Origin of the sequence: Duganella sp. sic0402 (assembly GCF_019219065.1) — a bacterium.
Taxonomy (GTDB): domain Bacteria; phylum Pseudomonadota; class Gammaproteobacteria; order Burkholderiales; family Burkholderiaceae_D; genus Rugamonas.
The window spans coordinates 202,458-217,566 of sequence record NZ_JAHUWK010000003.1; the positions used below are offsets into that span (position 1 = coordinate 202,458).

Annotated in this window: 19 protein-coding genes and 1 other RNA gene; 8 read left to right on the forward strand and 12 right to left on the reverse strand. The window is 63.1% G+C overall.

Going from position 1 to position 15,109, the window contains the following annotated elements; all coding sequences use genetic code 11:
• Window positions 1–45 precede the first annotated feature (45 nt).
• Window positions 46–510, forward strand: a complete 465-nt coding sequence (locus tag KW842_RS09935; protein ID WP_218303932.1) for a carboxymuconolactone decarboxylase family protein — start codon at window positions 46–48, stop codon at window positions 508–510.
• Window positions 511–700: 190 nt separating this feature from the next.
• On the opposite strand, the gene ssrA is transcribed toward KW842_RS09935, so the two are convergent.
• Both ssrA and KW842_RS09945 read right to left on the reverse strand, forming a co-directional pair.
• Window positions 701–1,060: a transfer-messenger RNA gene (gene ssrA / locus KW842_RS09940) on the reverse strand.
• A 152-nt stretch (window positions 1,061–1,212) separates the two neighbouring features.
• The gene (locus KW842_RS09945) at window positions 1,213–1,425 is read right to left on the reverse strand and encodes a hypothetical protein (protein WP_218304300.1); all 213 of its coding nucleotides are present in this window, start codon (window positions 1,423–1,425) and stop codon (window positions 1,213–1,215) included.
• Window positions 1,426–1,596: 171 nt separating this feature from the next.
• Here KW842_RS09945 and KW842_RS09950 point away from each other — a divergent pair, with 171 nt between their 5' ends.
• The 3 genes from KW842_RS09950 to KW842_RS09960 are packed head-to-tail and all read left to right on the forward strand — an operon-like array spanning window position 1,597 to window position 2,888.
• The gene (locus KW842_RS09950; RefSeq protein ID WP_218303933.1) at window positions 1,597–2,232 is read left to right on the forward strand and encodes a TetR/AcrR family transcriptional regulator; all 636 of its coding nucleotides are present in this window, start codon (window positions 1,597–1,599) and stop codon (window positions 2,230–2,232) included.
• Between the two features lie 26 nt (window positions 2,233–2,258).
• Window positions 2,259–2,558, forward strand: coding sequence for an antibiotic biosynthesis monooxygenase (locus tag KW842_RS09955; protein ID WP_218303934.1), 300 nt, complete (start codon window positions 2,259–2,261; stop codon window positions 2,556–2,558).
• Window positions 2,559–2,585: 27 nt separating this feature from the next.
• Window positions 2,586–2,888 carry a hypothetical protein gene (locus tag KW842_RS09960; protein WP_218303935.1) on the forward strand — a complete coding sequence of 101 codons (303 nt, stop codon included), beginning with the start codon at window positions 2,586–2,588 and terminating at the stop codon, window positions 2,886–2,888.
• Window positions 2,889–2,920: 32 nt separating this feature from the next.
• On the opposite strand, the gene pncB is transcribed toward KW842_RS09960, so the two are convergent.
• The 3 genes from pncB to KW842_RS09975 are packed head-to-tail and all read right to left on the reverse strand — an operon-like array spanning window position 2,921 to window position 5,655.
• The gene (pncB, locus tag KW842_RS09965) at window positions 2,921–4,114 is read right to left on the reverse strand and encodes a nicotinate phosphoribosyltransferase (RefSeq protein WP_218303936.1); all 1,194 of its coding nucleotides are present in this window, start codon (window positions 4,112–4,114) and stop codon (window positions 2,921–2,923) included.
• Entirely contained in the window at window positions 4,111–5,004 is an 894-nt protein-coding gene (locus KW842_RS09970; RefSeq protein WP_218303937.1) for a cysteine hydrolase, read from the reverse strand. Before KW842_RS09970 ends, pncB begins: the two co-directional genes overlap by 4 nt.
• A gap of 39 nt (window positions 5,005–5,043) precedes the next feature.
• On the reverse strand, window positions 5,044–5,655 hold the full coding sequence (locus KW842_RS09975; protein WP_218303938.1) for an FMN-dependent NADH-azoreductase: 612 nt from the start codon (window positions 5,653–5,655) through the stop codon (window positions 5,044–5,046).
• A gap of 100 nt (window positions 5,656–5,755) precedes the next feature.
• Here KW842_RS09975 and KW842_RS09980 point away from each other — a divergent pair, with 100 nt between their 5' ends.
• Window positions 5,756–6,898 (forward strand): LysR family transcriptional regulator, encoded by a 1,143-nt coding sequence (locus KW842_RS09980; protein ID WP_218303939.1) that lies wholly within the window; start codon window positions 5,756–5,758, stop codon window positions 6,896–6,898.
• Here KW842_RS09980 and KW842_RS09985 read toward each other — a convergent pair.
• From KW842_RS09985 to KW842_RS10000, 4 genes are all read right to left on the reverse strand, one after another.
• Window positions 6,876–7,184, reverse strand: a complete 309-nt coding sequence (locus KW842_RS09985) for a chaperone modulator CbpM (protein WP_218303940.1) — start codon at window positions 7,182–7,184, stop codon at window positions 6,876–6,878. The two genes, KW842_RS09980 and KW842_RS09985, sit on opposite strands and share 23 nt — an antisense overlap.
• Before the next feature lie 2 nt (window positions 7,185–7,186).
• Complete coding sequence (locus KW842_RS09990) at window positions 7,187–8,131, reverse strand: DnaJ C-terminal domain-containing protein (RefSeq protein WP_218303941.1); 945 nt, start codon at window positions 8,129–8,131, stop codon at window positions 7,187–7,189.
• A 75-nt stretch (window positions 8,132–8,206) separates the two neighbouring features.
• Entirely contained in the window at window positions 8,207–8,866 is a 660-nt protein-coding gene (locus KW842_RS09995) for a beta/gamma crystallin family protein (protein ID WP_218303942.1), read from the reverse strand.
• Window positions 8,867–8,963: 97 nt separating this feature from the next.
• The gene (locus tag KW842_RS10000; RefSeq protein ID WP_218303943.1) at window positions 8,964–9,284 is read right to left on the reverse strand and encodes a beta/gamma crystallin-related protein; all 321 of its coding nucleotides are present in this window, start codon (window positions 9,282–9,284) and stop codon (window positions 8,964–8,966) included.
• A gap of 93 nt (window positions 9,285–9,377) precedes the next feature.
• On the opposite strand from KW842_RS10000, the gene KW842_RS10005 reads away from it, so the two are divergent.
• Together KW842_RS10005 and KW842_RS10010 are read left to right on the forward strand one after the other, a co-directional pair.
• Window positions 9,378–10,736, forward strand: a complete 1,359-nt coding sequence (locus KW842_RS10005) for an MATE family efflux transporter (RefSeq protein ID WP_218303944.1) — start codon at window positions 9,378–9,380, stop codon at window positions 10,734–10,736.
• 105 nt (window positions 10,737–10,841) lie between these two features.
• Window positions 10,842–13,055, forward strand: a complete 2,214-nt coding sequence (locus KW842_RS10010) for a S9 family peptidase (RefSeq protein ID WP_218303945.1) — start codon at window positions 10,842–10,844, stop codon at window positions 13,053–13,055.
• A 51-nt stretch (window positions 13,056–13,106) separates the two neighbouring features.
• Here KW842_RS10010 and KW842_RS10015 read toward each other — a convergent pair whose 3' ends face one another.
• The 3 genes from KW842_RS10015 to KW842_RS10025 form a co-directional block, all read right to left on the reverse strand.
• Window positions 13,107–13,298, reverse strand: coding sequence for a CsbD family protein (locus KW842_RS10015; RefSeq protein WP_218303946.1), 192 nt, complete (start codon window positions 13,296–13,298; stop codon window positions 13,107–13,109).
• Between the two features lie 68 nt (window positions 13,299–13,366).
• Window positions 13,367–14,032 carry a class I SAM-dependent methyltransferase gene (locus KW842_RS10020; protein ID WP_373925161.1) on the reverse strand — a complete coding sequence of 222 codons (666 nt, stop codon included), beginning with the start codon at window positions 14,030–14,032 and terminating at the stop codon, window positions 13,367–13,369.
• A gap of 3 nt (window positions 14,033–14,035) precedes the next feature.
• Window positions 14,036–14,197: a hypothetical protein gene (locus tag KW842_RS10025; RefSeq protein ID WP_218303947.1), complete on the reverse strand. Its 162-nt coding sequence runs from the start codon at window positions 14,195–14,197 to the stop codon at window positions 14,036–14,038.
• Between the two features lie 61 nt (window positions 14,198–14,258).
• Here KW842_RS10025 and KW842_RS10030 point away from each other — a divergent pair, with 61 nt between their 5' ends.
• Window positions 14,259–15,086, forward strand: a complete 828-nt coding sequence (locus tag KW842_RS10030) for an HDOD domain-containing protein (protein ID WP_218303948.1) — start codon at window positions 14,259–14,261, stop codon at window positions 15,084–15,086.
• The last annotated feature ends 23 nt before the right edge of the window (window positions 15,087–15,109 follow it).

Consider the following 15,109-nt stretch of genomic DNA (forward strand, 5'->3'; position numbering starts at 1 on the left):
TGAAGGGCGCGCGGTGCGCCCTTCGCTACTGTGAAAGAGATCATCATGACGCAAGCTGCCCGTATTCCCTTTTTCCAACTCGCCCCGGCCAATCTGCAGGCCATGATCGCGCTGTCGGCGTCGGTCAAGAAAAGCTCGCTTGGCGTGCGGCTGGTGGAGTTGATTAATCTGCGCGTGTCGCAACTGAATGGCTGCGGCGTGTGCGTCGACATGCACTGGCGCGACCTGATCAAGCAAGGCGCCGAGCCGCGCCACTTGAACGCCGTCTCGGGCTGGCGCGAAGCGCCGTTCTTCAGCGCACTGGAACGCGCCGCGCTGAACTGGGCCGAAGCCGTCAACGCCCTGCCCCACAAGCACCCCAGCGACGCCGACTTCGCCGAACTCAAAGAACATTTCACCGACAATGAAATCGCCGAACTGAGCTACGCCATCGCGGCCATACGCGGTTGGAACGTCATCAACGCCAGCCTGCACAACCAGATCCCGGAAGTGCCGGCACCTGGTTTCTAAAGCATGAAGGGCCGCCGTGCGGACACACGGTTGCCCTTCGCGCCGTGTTCCTCAAGCCTCGGCTTCCCCAGCAATCTCAATCATCGGCGTCCACCCCAACTTGGCTTCAATTGGTATGCCGAGCAACAGCCGGCACAAAAACAAAGGCCCCGGCGCGTGCGCGCCGAGGCCTTTGGGTCTTGCATCCGGATGGTGGAGGCGGCGGGAATCGAACCCGCGTCCGAAAGCACTCTACAGACAGTTCTACATACTTAGCACTATCATTTAATTTAACCTGTACGGCACGGATGTGCACGTTACGGACAGGCGATTCACCTTAGATTTAGCGCTGCTTCAAGTGACCCGTTACAGCGCGATTCCCTGTAAATGACTCCTTGACTTTTAACGGTCCGCCCCAGGGAAGAAGCGTTTAGGAGCTAACAGCCCTTAGGCTGCCAGTGCGTACGAGTTATCGTTTGCAGTTATTGATTTCTGGGTGTATTTACGAGGTAACCAGCCCTCGGTATGCCCTGTTCCGCTTTGCAACCCCCGTCGAAACCAGGTCGCCCCCACAGAACCCTTATTCTACCCCACTTTGCAATTCGCCGCCACGCGCGTCAAACGCCGGTCATATTTGGCCGCTAAGATGCCTTCCATTAGCGCCTCAGCGGCGGCTACTACCGGCGCCGGCGGTCGGGAAATATACCGGCACCAACACTTCCCTCAGATGGTCCTCAACAGCAGACTGGCCGTGCCCAGCATGGTGGCGATCATCAGCCCAACCAGCCAGCGGAATTGCGCATCGCTGCGGTCCATGCGCCGGTTACTCTCCAACCTCACGGCGTCCATGTGGTCCCTGAGTTTGTCAATGGCGGTATCCATCACCTCATCCTCGTGCGCACGATTGCGCTTGTCAAGCTGAGCCGGGCGTTGCATGGTCGTCGCCTCTGTCGTTGGACAAGCTTAGGAGTGTGTCGATAGCGCGGCATGATCTCGCGCAAAGGTGCGGGCTGTTGTTGCGTTGCAGCACACTGCAGAGGATTTGTGAAAGCAGCCGCATCCCTGGATTAGAATGACAGTGTCATCATTTCAGCAACCCATTCCGCCATGCATGATGCTGCCGTCCCTGTTCCCAAAAAGCGCGGGCGCCCGCAGAAGGGCGAAAGCGGCGGCCTGCGCGCCGAACTGATCGAGAAGTCCGCCCTGCTGTTCCGCACCAAAGGCTATGACAACACCACCGTGCGCGACATCGCCGCCGCCACCGGCATCCAGGCCGGCAGCTGGTTCTACCATTTCAAGACCAAGCAGGAAATCCTTGCCGCGATCATGGAACAAGGCATGCAGCGCGCGCTGGCCGAGGTCGAGACGATCGCCGCCCAGCCGCTGTCGCCCAGCGCCATGCTGCACCGGCTGGTGGAAGCGCATCTGCACACGCTGCTGGCGCCCGACCACCATTTCATCGCCGTGCTGCTGTATGAATGGCGCTCGCTGGATGAGCAGTCGCGCGAGCGCATCAGCGCGCTGAAGGACCGCTACGAGGCGGTGTGGGACCGCGCCATCGCCGAGCTGCACCACTCCGGCGCGTGGGCGGTGCCGTCGCAATTCGACCGGCTGCTGATTTTCGGCGCACTGAACTGGACTGTGCAATGGTATAAGCCGGGCAGCGGCGCCGACGTGCGTGAGCTGGCTCACCAGGCGATGCGTTTCATCCTGCGCACGCCTGCCGCAGTTGAGGCACAATAGGCATACTCCAACTGCCAGGATCGACCATGATTTACGAGATTGCCGAGCTGTATATCAAGCCAGAAAGCCACGATGAATTCCAGGCCGCCGTCGCCAAGGCGGTGCCGATCTTCAAGGCTGCCACCGGCTGCCTGTCGATGCGCCTTGACCGCGATATCGAGGCGCCGGACACTTATCATCTGGTAATCGGCTGGGCCACGCTGGAAAATCACACGGTCGATTTCCGCGGCAGCGCCGGTTTCCAGGACTGGCGCGGCCTGGTCGGCAGCTTCTTTGCACAGCCGCCGAAAGTGGAGCATTTTGCCACCGTCGTGGCCGGTTTTTGAGCCATCAATAACAACAAGGAGGCCATCATGTCCCGTACTATTCACCGCAATTTCCCGCAACACAGCGATGCCGAAAGCGCCCGCAGCGCACTGCTGTCCGGCGGCTTCCCGCAGGCCAGCGTCAAGCTGACCAAGCATGCTGAATTGCCGCCGTCGGTGGCCACCAGCACGGTCGGCAATCTGCTCGACGCGCTGACGCCGGGCGGTCCGGCTGCGGCAGCCGCCGCGCGCCACCGCGCCGGCGCCATGCTGTCGGTCGATGTCTATGATGACGAGGAGCGCGAGAAGGCCGACAACATCATGGGCGGCTTCGGCGCCAGCGAGGCCTGAGCCGGGCCAGCCGCAGCCCTGCCCGCCCGGCGCTACAGCGCCGGGTGGTGAAACACCTGCCGCAGATAGGCCAGGAAAGTCTCGTCCTTGCTGATGGTCTTGCCCGGCGAATCGGACAGCTTGGCCACTGACTGGCCATTGCACTGCACCAGCTTCATGACGATGTTCAGCGGCGCCAGCCCGACGTCGTTGGTCAGGTGCGTGCCGATGCCGAAGCCGGTCATGATGCGGTCGCCGAAATGGCGATACAGCGCGATCGCGCTATCCAGGTTGAGCCCGTCCGAGAACACCAGCCGCTTGGTCTTCGCATCGATGCGCAGCGCGGCATAGTGGGCGATGGCTTTCTCGCCCCAGATCACCGGATCGCCGGAATCGTGGCGCAAGCCGTCGAACAACTTGGCGAAGTACAGGTCGAAGTCGTCCAGGAAGGCGTCCATGCCGACCACATCGGTCAGTGCGATGCCCAGGTCGCCGCGATATTCCTGCACCCAGGCTTCCAGCGAGGCTTTCTGGAAATCGCGCAGCCGCACGCCAAACGCCTGGAACGACTGCATGTATTCATGCGCCATGGTACCGATCGGGATCAGGTCGAACTGCATGGCCTGGTAGACGTTGGAGGTGCCCTTGAAATACTCGGGCACTTCGCGCGCCAGCCGCTGCACCACTTCATCGTGCCACACGCCCGAGAAGCGGCGCCGTGTGCCGAAGTCGGACAGCTCGAACGGAAACGCTTGTGCCGGCTCGGCGCCAAAGGCTTTCAAGCGGGCGATCTTGGCGCTCAGCCGCGCGCGGCCCTCGGCCAGCGCGGCGGCCTGGTCGAAGCGGCGGAAGTACAGCTCGTTGACGATGTACAGCACATAGATTTCAAAGCCCATCACGTGCACCTGCGGGCCGGCGGCGTGGATTTTCAGCGTATCGCCATCGATGCTGACATCGATGAATTTGCGCTGGAAGCGGAACACTGTCAGGAAGTCGACGAAGTCGCTTTTCATATAGCGCAGCGAGCGCAGGTAGTTCAGCTCCTGGTCGCGGAAGCTCATCGAGCACAGGTGGTCCAGCTCGCGCCCGACCTCGTCCAGCAAGTCGGCCAGCGGGAAGGCTGGCGTGTTGCGGCAGACGAATTCGTATTCGGTGTGCGAGTTCGGATGGCCATGCAGCAGCGCCTGCCACATGGTGAATTTGTACAGGTCCGTCTCCAGCAGGCTGCGGACCACCGGCGGCTTCATGCCGGCTCCGTGGCGCTGGCGTTGGCGATCAGTTCGGTCAGCACGCCGGCGGCCTGCATCAGCTGCACGCCGCGCGCCGCCATCGCCTGCAGGAATTGCTGGTAGGCGGCCTCAAAGCCGCTGACCGGACTGATACAGTCGGTGATCAGCACCAGCCGGCCCAGCGCGGCAGCACCGTATTCGGCTTCAAAATAATCAGCGATGTGTTCGACGGTGGCTTTGACGCAGTGGCTGCCGGCTTCGCCGGCGATGTAGATGCGCTCGGATTCAGCCAGCGTGCGCACAAACCTGGTGTTGAACTGGGTGTCGGGATCGTCGGCGTACGGCACTTCGGCCTGCACCGCCGAGTAGTGCTCGGTCCACGGGTTGGAACCCTTGGCCAGCTTGGCGACAATGCCCAGCGAGGCTTCTTCCCAGTGGCTGTAGGCGGCGCGCACGTCGGCATGGACGTTGTTGCCCCAGCTGCCGATTTCGCAGTGCACCGGCCAGATCATCAGCTTGTAGCGGCCGGCCGCTTCCAGCTGGTCGAGGTAGTGCAGCGCCAGCGGCAGGCCGGCCGGATGGCGTGGCCGATAGGCGCCGGCACGGACTTCGGCGGCGGTAATTTCAGTGAACGGGGCGACCGGCGCACCGTCGGCGGCGATCCAGAAGGTCGGGTGGGCGATGTCGAAGCGGTGGTGCGAGTCGAGCGTGACGCTCATCGCCGTGATGCCGGCGCGGCCACGGTTGATCAGGCCGGCCAGGCGCAGCATGTCCTGGTGCGCGCCCGGCACCGGCAGCGCCGGCCGCAAGGGCTGGCGCGTGACCGGGTGGGTGGGGAGATAACTGGCTGGCAGGTCGCAAAAGTCGTTTTGCGGGTCTATCATCAACAGATGACAATTCCGTTTCATGGATGAAGGCTCCGTTACAGGGAGCCTTCATGATACAGCTTAGGCGGCGATAGCGTCGATCTTTGCGCGGCTCTTGGCGATGGCGCTGGCCACGGCTTCTTCGCCCATCGCCACGCCTTCGGCGACGATGAAGGTGACGTCGGTCAGGCCGAGGAAGCCCAGCACCGCGCGCAGGTAAGTGGTGACGTGGTCATAGGCGGCATACGCGCCTTCGCTGTAGGCGCCGCCGCTGGCGACGAATACATAGACTTTCTTGCCAGTGACCAGGCCTTCCGGACCATTGGCGCCGTACTGGAAGGTGCGGCCAGCGCGGGCGATGTTGTCGATCCAGGCTTTCAGGCCGGAGGTGACCGAGAAGTTGTACATCGGCGCGCCGATGACGATGGTGTCAGCAGCCAGCAGTTCGTCCACCAAAGTGTCCGAGGTTTTGATGGCCGACGCTTGTTCGGCGTTGCGCTGCTCGGCCGGGGTGAAGAAGGCGCCCAGCACTTGCTCGGTCAGGTGCGGTGCCGGCGTGCTGGCCAGGTCGCGGGTGACCACGCTGGCGGCCGGGTTGGCGGCTTTCAGTTTGGCGATGAATTCGCCGCCCAGCTGGCGGGTCAGGGAGCCGGTGCTACGTACGCTGCTGTCGATGTGGAGAATCTTGCTCATGATGCTGTTCCTTTCGGTGGGGAGTTGCAGCCATCATAGAACGATTATAATATCGATGAAATGCTGTTTATATCTATTTAATTTATCGAAAAAATCGATTATGCGAGATCCCGGCCTCCCCTCCCTCGACCAGCTGCGCGTGTTCATTGCCGTCATCGACCACGGCGGTTTCGCCCACGCGGCGCGCGCGCTGCACCGCACCCAATCAGTCATCAGCTACACCATCGCTAACTTGGAGGAGCAGCTGAATGTGGCGCTGCTCGACCGCAGCAAGCGCAAGCCGACGCTGACCGAGGCCGGCAAGGCGCTGCTGGCCGACGCCCGCGCCGTGTCGCTCAAGGTGGACGGCATGCGCGCCCGCGCCAAGGCGCTGTCAGCCGGGCTGGAGGCGGAGGTGTCGCTGGTGGTCGATGTGATGTTTTCCACCTGTAAGCTGGTGCGCATCCTGCACGCTTTCCAGAAGGAGTTCCCGACCGTCTCGATGCGCCTGCGCACCGAGGCGCTCGGCGCGGTGACGCAGCTGGTGGCCGACGGCACTTGCCGCATCGGCATCAGCGGCTGGATGCCGGGCACGCCGGACGTGATCGAACGCCAGGCTTGCGGCTTTGTCACCATGGTGCCGGTGGTGGCGCCCGACCATCCGCTGGCGCACATCGACGGCATCGTGCCGACCGGCGTGCTGCGCGAGCACACCCAGCTGGTGCTGACCGACCGCAGCACGCTGACGCAAGGCCAGGATTTCGGCGTGCTGGCGCTGCGCGACTGGCGCCTGGGGGACCTCAGTTCCAAGCACGCGCTGCTGCGCAATGGCATAGGCTGGGGCAATATGCCGCTGGAGTTTGTGCAGTGGGATCTGGATGCGGGACGGCTGGTGCAGCTGGAGATTGCCGAGGGCAGTTCCTTCAGTTTCCCGCTGTATGTGATACGCCGTGGCGACGAGGAGCCGGGCCCGGCCACGCGCTGGCTGATGCAGCAGTTCCTTGATCTGGCCCAGCCGGGCGAGCCGATGCCGCTCAGCGAGCGCGAGCAGCGCGAACTGGCCGCGCACGCAGCGCAACTGGCGGCCCAGCCGCATGCCTACCACGCGCTGAGCGAGTGCGCCAGCGCGCCGCACCAGGCGCCGGCAAGCAGCGCCGACAACGGCAAGGCCGGCGCGGCCAAACCAAGGCGGCCGAAGCCGCCGGCGGCGGATGCGCCGGCGGGCATCGCCGTGGCTGCGCCTATTTCACTCCGGCCGCGCTGAGCTTGCCGCGCAGGCGGCGGATTTCTTCCGACAGGTCGACCACCAGCGCCGCCACATCGTCATTCGCGTCAAACGCGCGCTCGATCTGGCACAGCCGGCGCGCGCGCACCAGGTCGGCGCTGCTGAAGCGCCAGCCGCCGGCGTCGCCCGCCGCGCCGTCCAGCAGGATGCCGGTGCGCACCCGCGCCACCACCCAGTCCTGCTCCACCGCGCAGGCTTGCGCCAGTTCTGCCAGGGTCAGCGCGGCGTCATCATCAACCACCACCGCCGTCAGGATCGCTTCCATCGTCATCCTCCCGCGCGCGGATTGAAGGCCAGTTCGCGCGCCATGGTTTGATACAGTTGTCTGGCTTGCTCGCTGTCGGCCGGCGGCAGCACCACCTCCAGCAGCAAGTACAGGTCGCCGGCTTCCTTGCCGGGAATGCCGCGCCCGCGCAGGCGCAGCTTGCGACCGCTTTGCGAGCCGGCCGGCACGGTGACGTTGACTTTGCCCGATGGCGTGCTCACTTCAATTTCGCCGCCCAGCGCCAGTTCCCATGGCGCCACCGGCACGGTCTGGTAGACGTCGCGCCCGTCGAGGCGGTAGCGGCTGTTCGGGCGGAACTGGATTTCCAGGTACAGGTCGCCCGGCCCGGCGGCGCCCGGCTGGCCCTGGCCGGACAGCCTCAACTGCTGGCCGGCGGTGACGCCTTTCGGGATGTTGACGCTGAGATTGCGCTCGCGCGTGACGATGCGGTCCTGCGCGTCGCGCTCGGCCACCATCAGGCTGATGGTGCGGGTCGCGCCGTGGTAGGTATCGGCCAGGTCGATGCTGATGCTGGCGTGGCTGTCGTCGCCGCGCTGCGGCGCCTGGCGGCGCCGTGCGCCGCCGCCGAAATTAGCGAACAGGTCGGAGAAGAAGTCGCTGTCCGGGCCGCCGAAACCGCCGCCGGGATGTCCCGCACCGGGACCGCCGGCGCCGCCAAAGCCGCGCCCCCAGTCCGGCGGCGGGCGGAATTCCTGGCCGGCGCGGTACTGGTGGCCGCGCCCCAGCTCGTCGTAGGCGGCGCGCTTTTCGGCGTCGCCCAGCACGCCATAGGCTTCGTTGATGTCCTGGGTTTTCTGCTGGGCGTCGGCTTCCTTGCTGACGTCCGGATGGTATTTCCGCACCAGCTTGCGATACGCCTTCTTGATCTCGTCCTCGCTGGCCGTCTTGGCCACGCCCAGGGTCAGGTAGTAATCCTTGTATTCCACGTTGCCCGCTCCGGTGATTGCTCTGTGCCAGTCTAGCGCAAATGCAAAAACCGTGCGGGCCGCGTGCGCCCTGGCTTAGCGCAGCCGGCGTACCGAGGAGATGCGGTTGTTCATGTCATCCAGGTATTCGTAGCGGCCTGGATTGAGCACGATGCAGCGGCCGCCGAAGTTGGCGTGCTCGCACAGTTCCCAGCGGCCTTCGTTGACGATCACCGAGCCGGCGCGGTCGTTGAAGTCGTAGTCGTCCAGCTTGCGCACGTCGCCCGGCAGTTCAGCGCGGCGGCCGCCGAAATTGGCTTGCGCGAACAGCACGATCGGTTCACGGCGGCCGTAGCCGCCACCACCACCACCACCACGGTCATCGCGGTCGCCGCGCCAGCCTGGACCGCGGTCGTCGCGGCCGCCACGGTCGCCGACTTCACGGGCCGACGAGATGACGTCGTTGAAGCCTTCCAGCTTGCGGTACTCGCCGCGCTGCAGCGTGATGCAATGGCCCTGGAAGCCGGCGTGCTCGCACAGCTCCCAGGTGCCGGAACGCACGATGACGCTGGAGGCGCGGTCGTTAAAGCCCTGCTGCACCAGGTCCGGCGTGGCGCCGCGCACGGTCACCGAACGGCCACCGAAGTTGTCGTCGGTGTACAGCGTGACCTCGCCGGCGTGCACACTGGCCGCCAGCAGCGTGGCGCCGCTCAGCAGCATGGTGGTTTTCATCAGGCGGGAGAGGATGGTTTTCATGATCGCTCGTAATTAGTGGTGGATGGTGGTGATAACGCTTGCCGGTGAATTGTCGCTGACAGGAAACTATAGCCAAATTGCAAGCAATTGTAAGGCCTCATTGACGCTCGCGGCGCGGCGCATCGACTTCGCGTGCCGACGAGATCATATTGTTGAAGCCCTTCAGCTCAGCATATTCGCCTTCGGCCAGCACCAGGCATTTGCCCTTGTAGTGCTTTTCCGCGCAGACCTGCCAGCTGCCTTTGTGCACCACCACGCTGGAGGTTTTGTCGTTGAAGCCGAGCGGGTCCAGGTCGGGCGTCGCTTCATGCAGGGTGATCGCCGGGCCGCCCAGCCGCTCGTGCGAGTACAGCGTAATGTCGCCGGCGCTGCAAAGGGCGCTGGCGCTGAACGCGGCGGCGGCGAGGATTTTGTGCATGGGCATCTCCGGGGCTGGGGTTTGCAGCATAATAGCGCGCAAAACTGTTGGCAACACAGTAAAATTGTGCCTTTCTGTAACGACTTTATTCCCATGCCGCATACCTTTACCCTGCCGAATATCCGCCGCGAAATCGCCGCCCTGTGGACGCTGGCATGGCCGGTACTGGTTGGCCAGCTGGCCACGGTCGGCATGGGCGTGGCCGACGTCGCCATGACCGGCCACACCAACGCCGACGAGCTGGCGGCGGTGTCGCTGGGCGCGTCGGTGTGGGCGATCATCCTGGTGACGGTCAGCGGCGTGATGATGGCGATTAACTCCATCGTCGCCCACGATGTCGGCGCCGGCGCGCTGGACAAGGTGCCGCACGCGGTGCGGCAGTCGCTGTGGAAGGCGCTTGGCGTCGGCGTGGTGGCAATGCTGCTGGCCAATCTGGCGACGCTGGTGTTCGACTATCTCTATCTGCCGCAGCATGTGCACGACCAGGCCGCGCTGTTCGTGCACATCATCAGCATCGGCCTGCCGCCGTTTGCCGCCTACCGCGCGCTGTACGGCTACAGCACCAGCATCAATGAAACCAAGCCGGTGATGGTGATCGCCATCCTCGGCCTGCTGTTCAATGTGTTCGTCAACTGGCTGCTGGTGTTCGGCAACTGGGGGTTTCCGGCGCTGGGCGGCGTCGGCTGCGCGGTGTCGACCGGGCTGTGCATGTGGCTGATGCTGGCGGCGATGCTGGCCTGGGTGTGCCGTGCGCCGGTCTACCGCGCCACCTTCCCGTTCAGCCACTGGGAGTGGCCGCACTGGCCGGAGATCCGCTCGATGCTGCGGCTTGGCCTGCCGATCGGCGTCACTTATTTTGCCGAGGTCAGCGCGTTTGGCGCGGTCAGCCTGCTGGTGGCGCGCTATGGCGTGGTGGAGATTTCCGCGCACCAGATCGCGCTCAACTTCAGCTCGCTGACCTTTATGGTGCCGCTCAGCTTTGGCATCGCGCTGATCACCCGCGTCGGCCAGGCCATGGGCGAAGGCCAGCCGGTGCGGGCCCGCTTTGTGGCCTGGATCGGGGTTGGCATGGCGCTGGCCTTCGGCGTGCTGTCGGCGCTGCTGATGGTGGCCTTCCGCCAGCAGATCGCGGCCGCCTATACCTCCGACCTGGCGGTGCAGGCGCTGTGCGTCTACCTGCTGCTGTTTGCCGCGCTGTTCCAGCTATCGGACGCGACCCAGGTAGCCACCTCCAGCGCGTTGCGCGGCTATAAGATCACGCGCCAGCCGATGCTGATCCAGTTGCTGGCGTTCTGGGGCGTTGCGCTGCCGCTGGGCTGCTGGCTGGGCCTGCATCACGATATGGCGGCCGCCGGTTTCTGGATCAGCCTGACCATCGGCCTGACAGTGGCGGCGGTGCTGCTCAGCTGGGCGCTGCACAAGCTGTCGCTGGAAAAGGTCAGACTGGGCTAACGCCGAAGGAAAAACGGTTTTCAGGCGCGGATTCCCAATCTTGCCGTCTCGCCACAGCCCTGAGCGTCTGGTATCGTCTCGGCTTCTGCCAAATAGAGAGACACCATGCGCTTTATCCTTTGCTTCCTCGCCCTGCTGTCGGGCGCCGCTTCGGCGGAAAAACTGACCCTGGACCGCATCCACAGCGATCCGTCGCTGAGCGGCCCTGGCGTGCGCAGCCTGAAAGTCTCGCCGGACGGCGCCCGCGTCACCTTCCTGCGCGGCCGTGACGACAATCAGTTCCAGCTCGACCTGTGGGAATACAATCTGAAAGACAAGACCACGCATCGCCTGGTCGACTCCAAAGTGCTGGTCCCGGAAGAAAACCTGTCGGATGCGGAAAAAGCCCGCCGCGAGCGCGCCCGCACCGCCAGCCTGAAAGGTATTCTGAGCTATAGCTGGTCGCCGGACGGCAAGCGTCTGCTGGTGCCGATCGCCGGCAATCTCTACCTGATCGAAGCCAGCAAGCCGGATCAGGCGCGCATGGTGGCCAGTGGCAATGTGCTGGACCCGAAAATTTCGCCCAAAGGCCGCTATGTATCGTATGTGCGCGACCAGAATCTGTTTGTCATTGACCTGAATACCGGCAAGGAAAAGCAGCTGACCAGCGACGGCAAGGGCACCATCCACAATGCCGAAGCCGAATTCGTGGCGCAGGAAGAGATGTCGCAGACCACCGGCTACTACTGGGCGCCGGATGATTCCGCCATCGCCTACAAGCGCTACGATGAAGCGCCGGTGCCGGTGGTGCGCCGCTTTGAAATCTTTGCCGACCGCACCGAAGTGGTCGAGCAGCGCTACCCTGCCGCCGGCGATCCGAACGTGCTGGTGGAGCTGAAGATCGTGTCGCCGGTCAGCGGCGAGATCCGCGACGTCAACCTGGGCGCGGAAAAAGATATCTACCTGGTGCGCGCCGACTGGAGCGCCAACAGCAAGGCGCTGCTGTTCCAGCGCCAGACCCGCGACCAGAAGAAGCTGGAACTGATCTCGGTCGACGCGGCCACGCTGGCGCAGAAAGTGCTAATCACCGAGACCTCCCCTACCTGGGTCAGCATCTTTGACGACCTGCGCTTCCTGTCGGATAACAAGAGCTTCATCTGGTCGTCGGAACGCAGCGGCCGCAAGCATCTGTACCTGTACGATCTGGACGGCAAGCTGAAGCACGCCATCACCAAAGGTGAATGGGGCATCGATCGCCTGCTGGCCGTGGACGAGAAAAACGGCCGCCTGTTCGTGCAATCGAACCGCGACGCGGTCATCGACAGCCAGACCTACGCGCTCAAGCTGGATGGCAGCAGTGCCGACAAGCCGCTGCGCGTGACCCAGGGCGACGGCTGGCATGATTCGTCCTTCGCCCGCAACGGCGAAGTGTTTGTCGATACCTACTCGAATCCGGACACGCCGCCGCAAGTCAGCATCCGCAAGCCCGACGGCGCCATGATTCAGTGGCTGGAAAAGAACGAGCTGAACGCCAGCCACCCTTACGGCAAATACCTGGACGCGCACCTGAAGACCGAATACGGCACGCTGAAAGCCAAGGATGGCCAGACCCTGTACTACTCGATCATCAAGCCGAGCGGCTTTGACGCTACCAAGAAATATCCGGTCTACCTGTCGACCTACGGCGGCCCGCACTCGCAGCACGTCTCGCGCAAATGGGGCAACTTCTTCGACCAGTACATGGCGCAGCAAGGCTTTGTCGTCTGGCGCCTGGACAACCGTGGCTCCTTCCGCCGCGAACGCGCCTTCACCGACGCCAACTACCATCAACTGGGCCGCGTGGAAGTGGAAGACCAGCTGACCGGCATCGAATGGCTGGGCAAGCAGAGCTTCGTCGACGCCAAGCGCATCGGTGTGTTCGGCTGGAGCTACGGCGGTTTCATGACGCTGCGCCTGCTGGCGGAAGCATCGGACAAGATTGCGATGGGCGTATCGGTGGCGCCGGTGACCGACTGGTCGCTGTACGACACCCACTACACCGAGCAGTTCATGGGCACGCCGAAAGAGAACGCGGCCGGCTATGAATACAGCGGCGTCTACTCGCATCTGGATGGCTTGAAATCGCCGCTGCTGCTGATCCACGGCATGGCAGATGACAATGTGCTGTTCACCAACACCACCCGCATGATCGACGCGCTGGTGAAACGCAATGTGCACTTCGAGCTGATGACCTACCCAGGCGCCAAGCACGGCATATCGGGCCGTGGTCCGCAGCGCCACGTCTACGGCAATATCGAGGCCTTCTTCAAGAAGAACCTGAAGCCTGAAACGTCCAAGTAAAAAACAAACAGCCGCTAAATTTAGCGGCTGTTTTTTTATGGCGATCCGCAATTAGTTGCGGTTGCCTTTGACGACGTCTTCGACGGCTTCTTTCGCGTCGCCGTAGCCTTTCTGGATTTTGCCTTCAGCCTGTTTGTTCAGGCCTTTTGCTTGCTGCTCGGAGCTGCCGACAATCTTGCCAGCTTCTTCCTGGATTTTGCCGCCGATTTCTTTGGCCTTACCTTTGACTTGATCCTTGTTCATGGTGAACTCCTTATTAGCTAAAGGGCACACAGCCCAGTGCTGTGTGCATGGGATCTACTATAGGCTGGTTAAGGACGGGCTTCTGTGCGCTCTCGTACGCAACGCCACACACTGGCCAACCACGGCTGTTGCTCGCGCGGCAGGCCTGTTGGACGGTAGTAATGTTGGATAGGTTCAAAGCCTGCTGCGGTCAGGTAACGTTCCCAGGTATGGTAGTCGTAGTAACTGCCGTAGCGTGGGCCGTTCCAGCCTTCGCGGTTGTCGCCACGCGGATTGGAGCTGAATAGCACGCCCCCGGTTTTCAATGCGGCGTGCAGCTTGCGCAGCACTTCCGGCAATGCCGCGCTGGGTACGTGGAACAGCGAGGCGTTGGCGTAGATGCCGTCGAAATGCCCGGCCGGCAGGTCGAGCTTGACGAAGTCCTGCTGCCACACTTCGCAAGCGCTGTAGACGCGCGCCATCTCGACAAAGCGCGCCGAGCCATCAATGCCGACCGGATCATGCCCCATGGCCTTGAACGCCTTCAGATCCCTGCCCGGCCCGCAGCCCAGATCCAGCAGGCGGTAAGGCGCCGAGCCTTGTATCGCCTCCAGCAGCGCGGCAATATTCTGGCTCACGTCGTGATCGACCGTGCCGGCGAAAAACTGCTCCGCCGTCGCCTCGTAGTGCTTCAGCGTGGTCTGCGTGATGTCTTCAATCTGCGGATTTTCCATACCGGGAGTATATATCCCCATACTCTATTCCGACGACAAAGCCGACAGCGGCTCGACCAGCAGCCGCCATCGCCGGCCGAAGCCATTACCAAGCGGCGCATGGCAAAAAACCGCCGGAAACACGACCTGATGGACGAGGATCGCTGAAAAGCGACGAAAGGCCACCAAATCTCTTCTGTCATTCATAGATTCCCTATATAGTTAGCTTATAGCAACGAGCAACGCGACTATCACCGAGGAGATAAATATGAAACTTGATGCACTGTTCCAGAATCCAACTGCGTTGCCTACCGCGCCCAAGGTCGTGGAAGAGCTGATCAGCAGTTTCGACAAGGCCAGCGTCTCGACCGAAGAGATTGCCAAGAAATTGTCGACGGATCCGGTGCTGAGCGCCAAGCTGCTGCGCCTGGCCAATTCGGCCTACTACCACGTCTCGCGCAGCATCGGCACCGTCGAAGACGCCGTGTTGATGCTGGGCTTCGTCACCGTCCGCACGCTGGTCATCAGCTCCGGCCTGGTCAGCGGCTTCAAAACCGTGCCCGGCCTCGACCTCAAGCAATTCTGGAAATACAGCCTGCACACCGCCGTTGCTGCCAAATGGATCGCCAAAAAGACCAAGGAAAACACCGACCTGGCGTTCACCATCGGCATGATGCACGCCATCGGCCAGCTGGTGATCCACTCGGCCGCGCCGGAACACGCGATGGCGCTGGACAAAGTGGCCGGCCCGATGGACCCGCGCCGCCTGGACGCCGAGCAGCAATCGCTGGGCTTCACCTTTGCCGACGTCGGCGCCGAACTGGCGAAACGCTGGAAATTCCCGGTCACCTTCTCGGAAACCATCTCGGCCTTCCCTGAACCGCACCACAATGGCGAGCTGAACCGCCTGGCCGCCGTGGTCTCGCTGGCCGCCTGGCGTGCCCGCGTGGCGCAGGCCGGCCTGAGCGACGATGAAATCGCCGCCTGCTACCCGGTCGACCTGGCCGAGGAACTGGGCCTGGAAGACAACGCCCTGATCGACGACATGCCTGATCCGGATGAACTGAGCGCCGGCCTGGAAGAACTGGTCAAATAAGTTAATCTTCCAACATCAAAATC

Coding starts and splice junctions, on each gene's coding strand:
- KW842_RS09935 (WP_218303932.1), top strand. CDS start 46: ATGACGCAAGCTGCCCGTATTCCCTTTTTCCAACTCGCCCCGGCCAAT.
- KW842_RS09945 (WP_218304300.1), bottom strand. CDS start 1,425: ATGCAACGCCCGGCTCAGCTTGACAAGCGCAATCGTGCGCACGAGGAT.
- KW842_RS09950 (WP_218303933.1), top strand. CDS start 1,597: ATGCATGATGCTGCCGTCCCTGTTCCCAAAAAGCGCGGGCGCCCGCAG.
- KW842_RS09955 (WP_218303934.1), top strand. CDS start 2,259: ATGATTTACGAGATTGCCGAGCTGTATATCAAGCCAGAAAGCCACGAT.
- KW842_RS09960 (WP_218303935.1), top strand. CDS start 2,586: ATGTCCCGTACTATTCACCGCAATTTCCCGCAACACAGCGATGCCGAA.
- pncB (WP_218303936.1), bottom strand. CDS start 4,114: ATGAAGCCGCCGGTGGTCCGCAGCCTGCTGGAGACGGACCTGTACAAA.
- KW842_RS09970 (WP_218303937.1), bottom strand. CDS start 5,004: ATGAAACGGAATTGTCATCTGTTGATGATAGACCCGCAAAACGACTTT.
- KW842_RS09975 (WP_218303938.1), bottom strand. CDS start 5,655: ATGAGCAAGATTCTCCACATCGACAGCAGCGTACGTAGCACCGGCTCC.
- KW842_RS09980 (WP_218303939.1), top strand. CDS start 5,756: ATGCGAGATCCCGGCCTCCCCTCCCTCGACCAGCTGCGCGTGTTCATT.
- KW842_RS09985 (WP_218303940.1), bottom strand. CDS start 7,184: ATGGAAGCGATCCTGACGGCGGTGGTGGTTGATGATGACGCCGCGCTG.
- KW842_RS09995 (WP_218303942.1), bottom strand. CDS start 8,866: ATGAAAACCATCCTCTCCCGCCTGATGAAAACCACCATGCTGCTGAGC.
- KW842_RS10000 (WP_218303943.1), bottom strand. CDS start 9,284: ATGCACAAAATCCTCGCCGCCGCCGCGTTCAGCGCCAGCGCCCTTTGC.
- KW842_RS10005 (WP_218303944.1), top strand. CDS start 9,378: ATGCCGCATACCTTTACCCTGCCGAATATCCGCCGCGAAATCGCCGCC.
- KW842_RS10010 (WP_218303945.1), top strand. CDS start 10,842: ATGCGCTTTATCCTTTGCTTCCTCGCCCTGCTGTCGGGCGCCGCTTCG.
- KW842_RS10015 (WP_218303946.1), bottom strand. CDS start 13,298: ATGAACAAGGATCAAGTCAAAGGTAAGGCCAAAGAAATCGGCGGCAAA.
- KW842_RS10020 (WP_373925161.1), bottom strand. CDS start 14,032: ATGGGGATATATACTCCCGGTATGGAAAATCCGCAGATTGAAGACATC.
- KW842_RS10025 (WP_218303947.1), bottom strand. CDS start 14,197: ATGAATGACAGAAGAGATTTGGTGGCCTTTCGTCGCTTTTCAGCGATC.
- KW842_RS10030 (WP_218303948.1), top strand. CDS start 14,259: ATGAAACTTGATGCACTGTTCCAGAATCCAACTGCGTTGCCTACCGCG.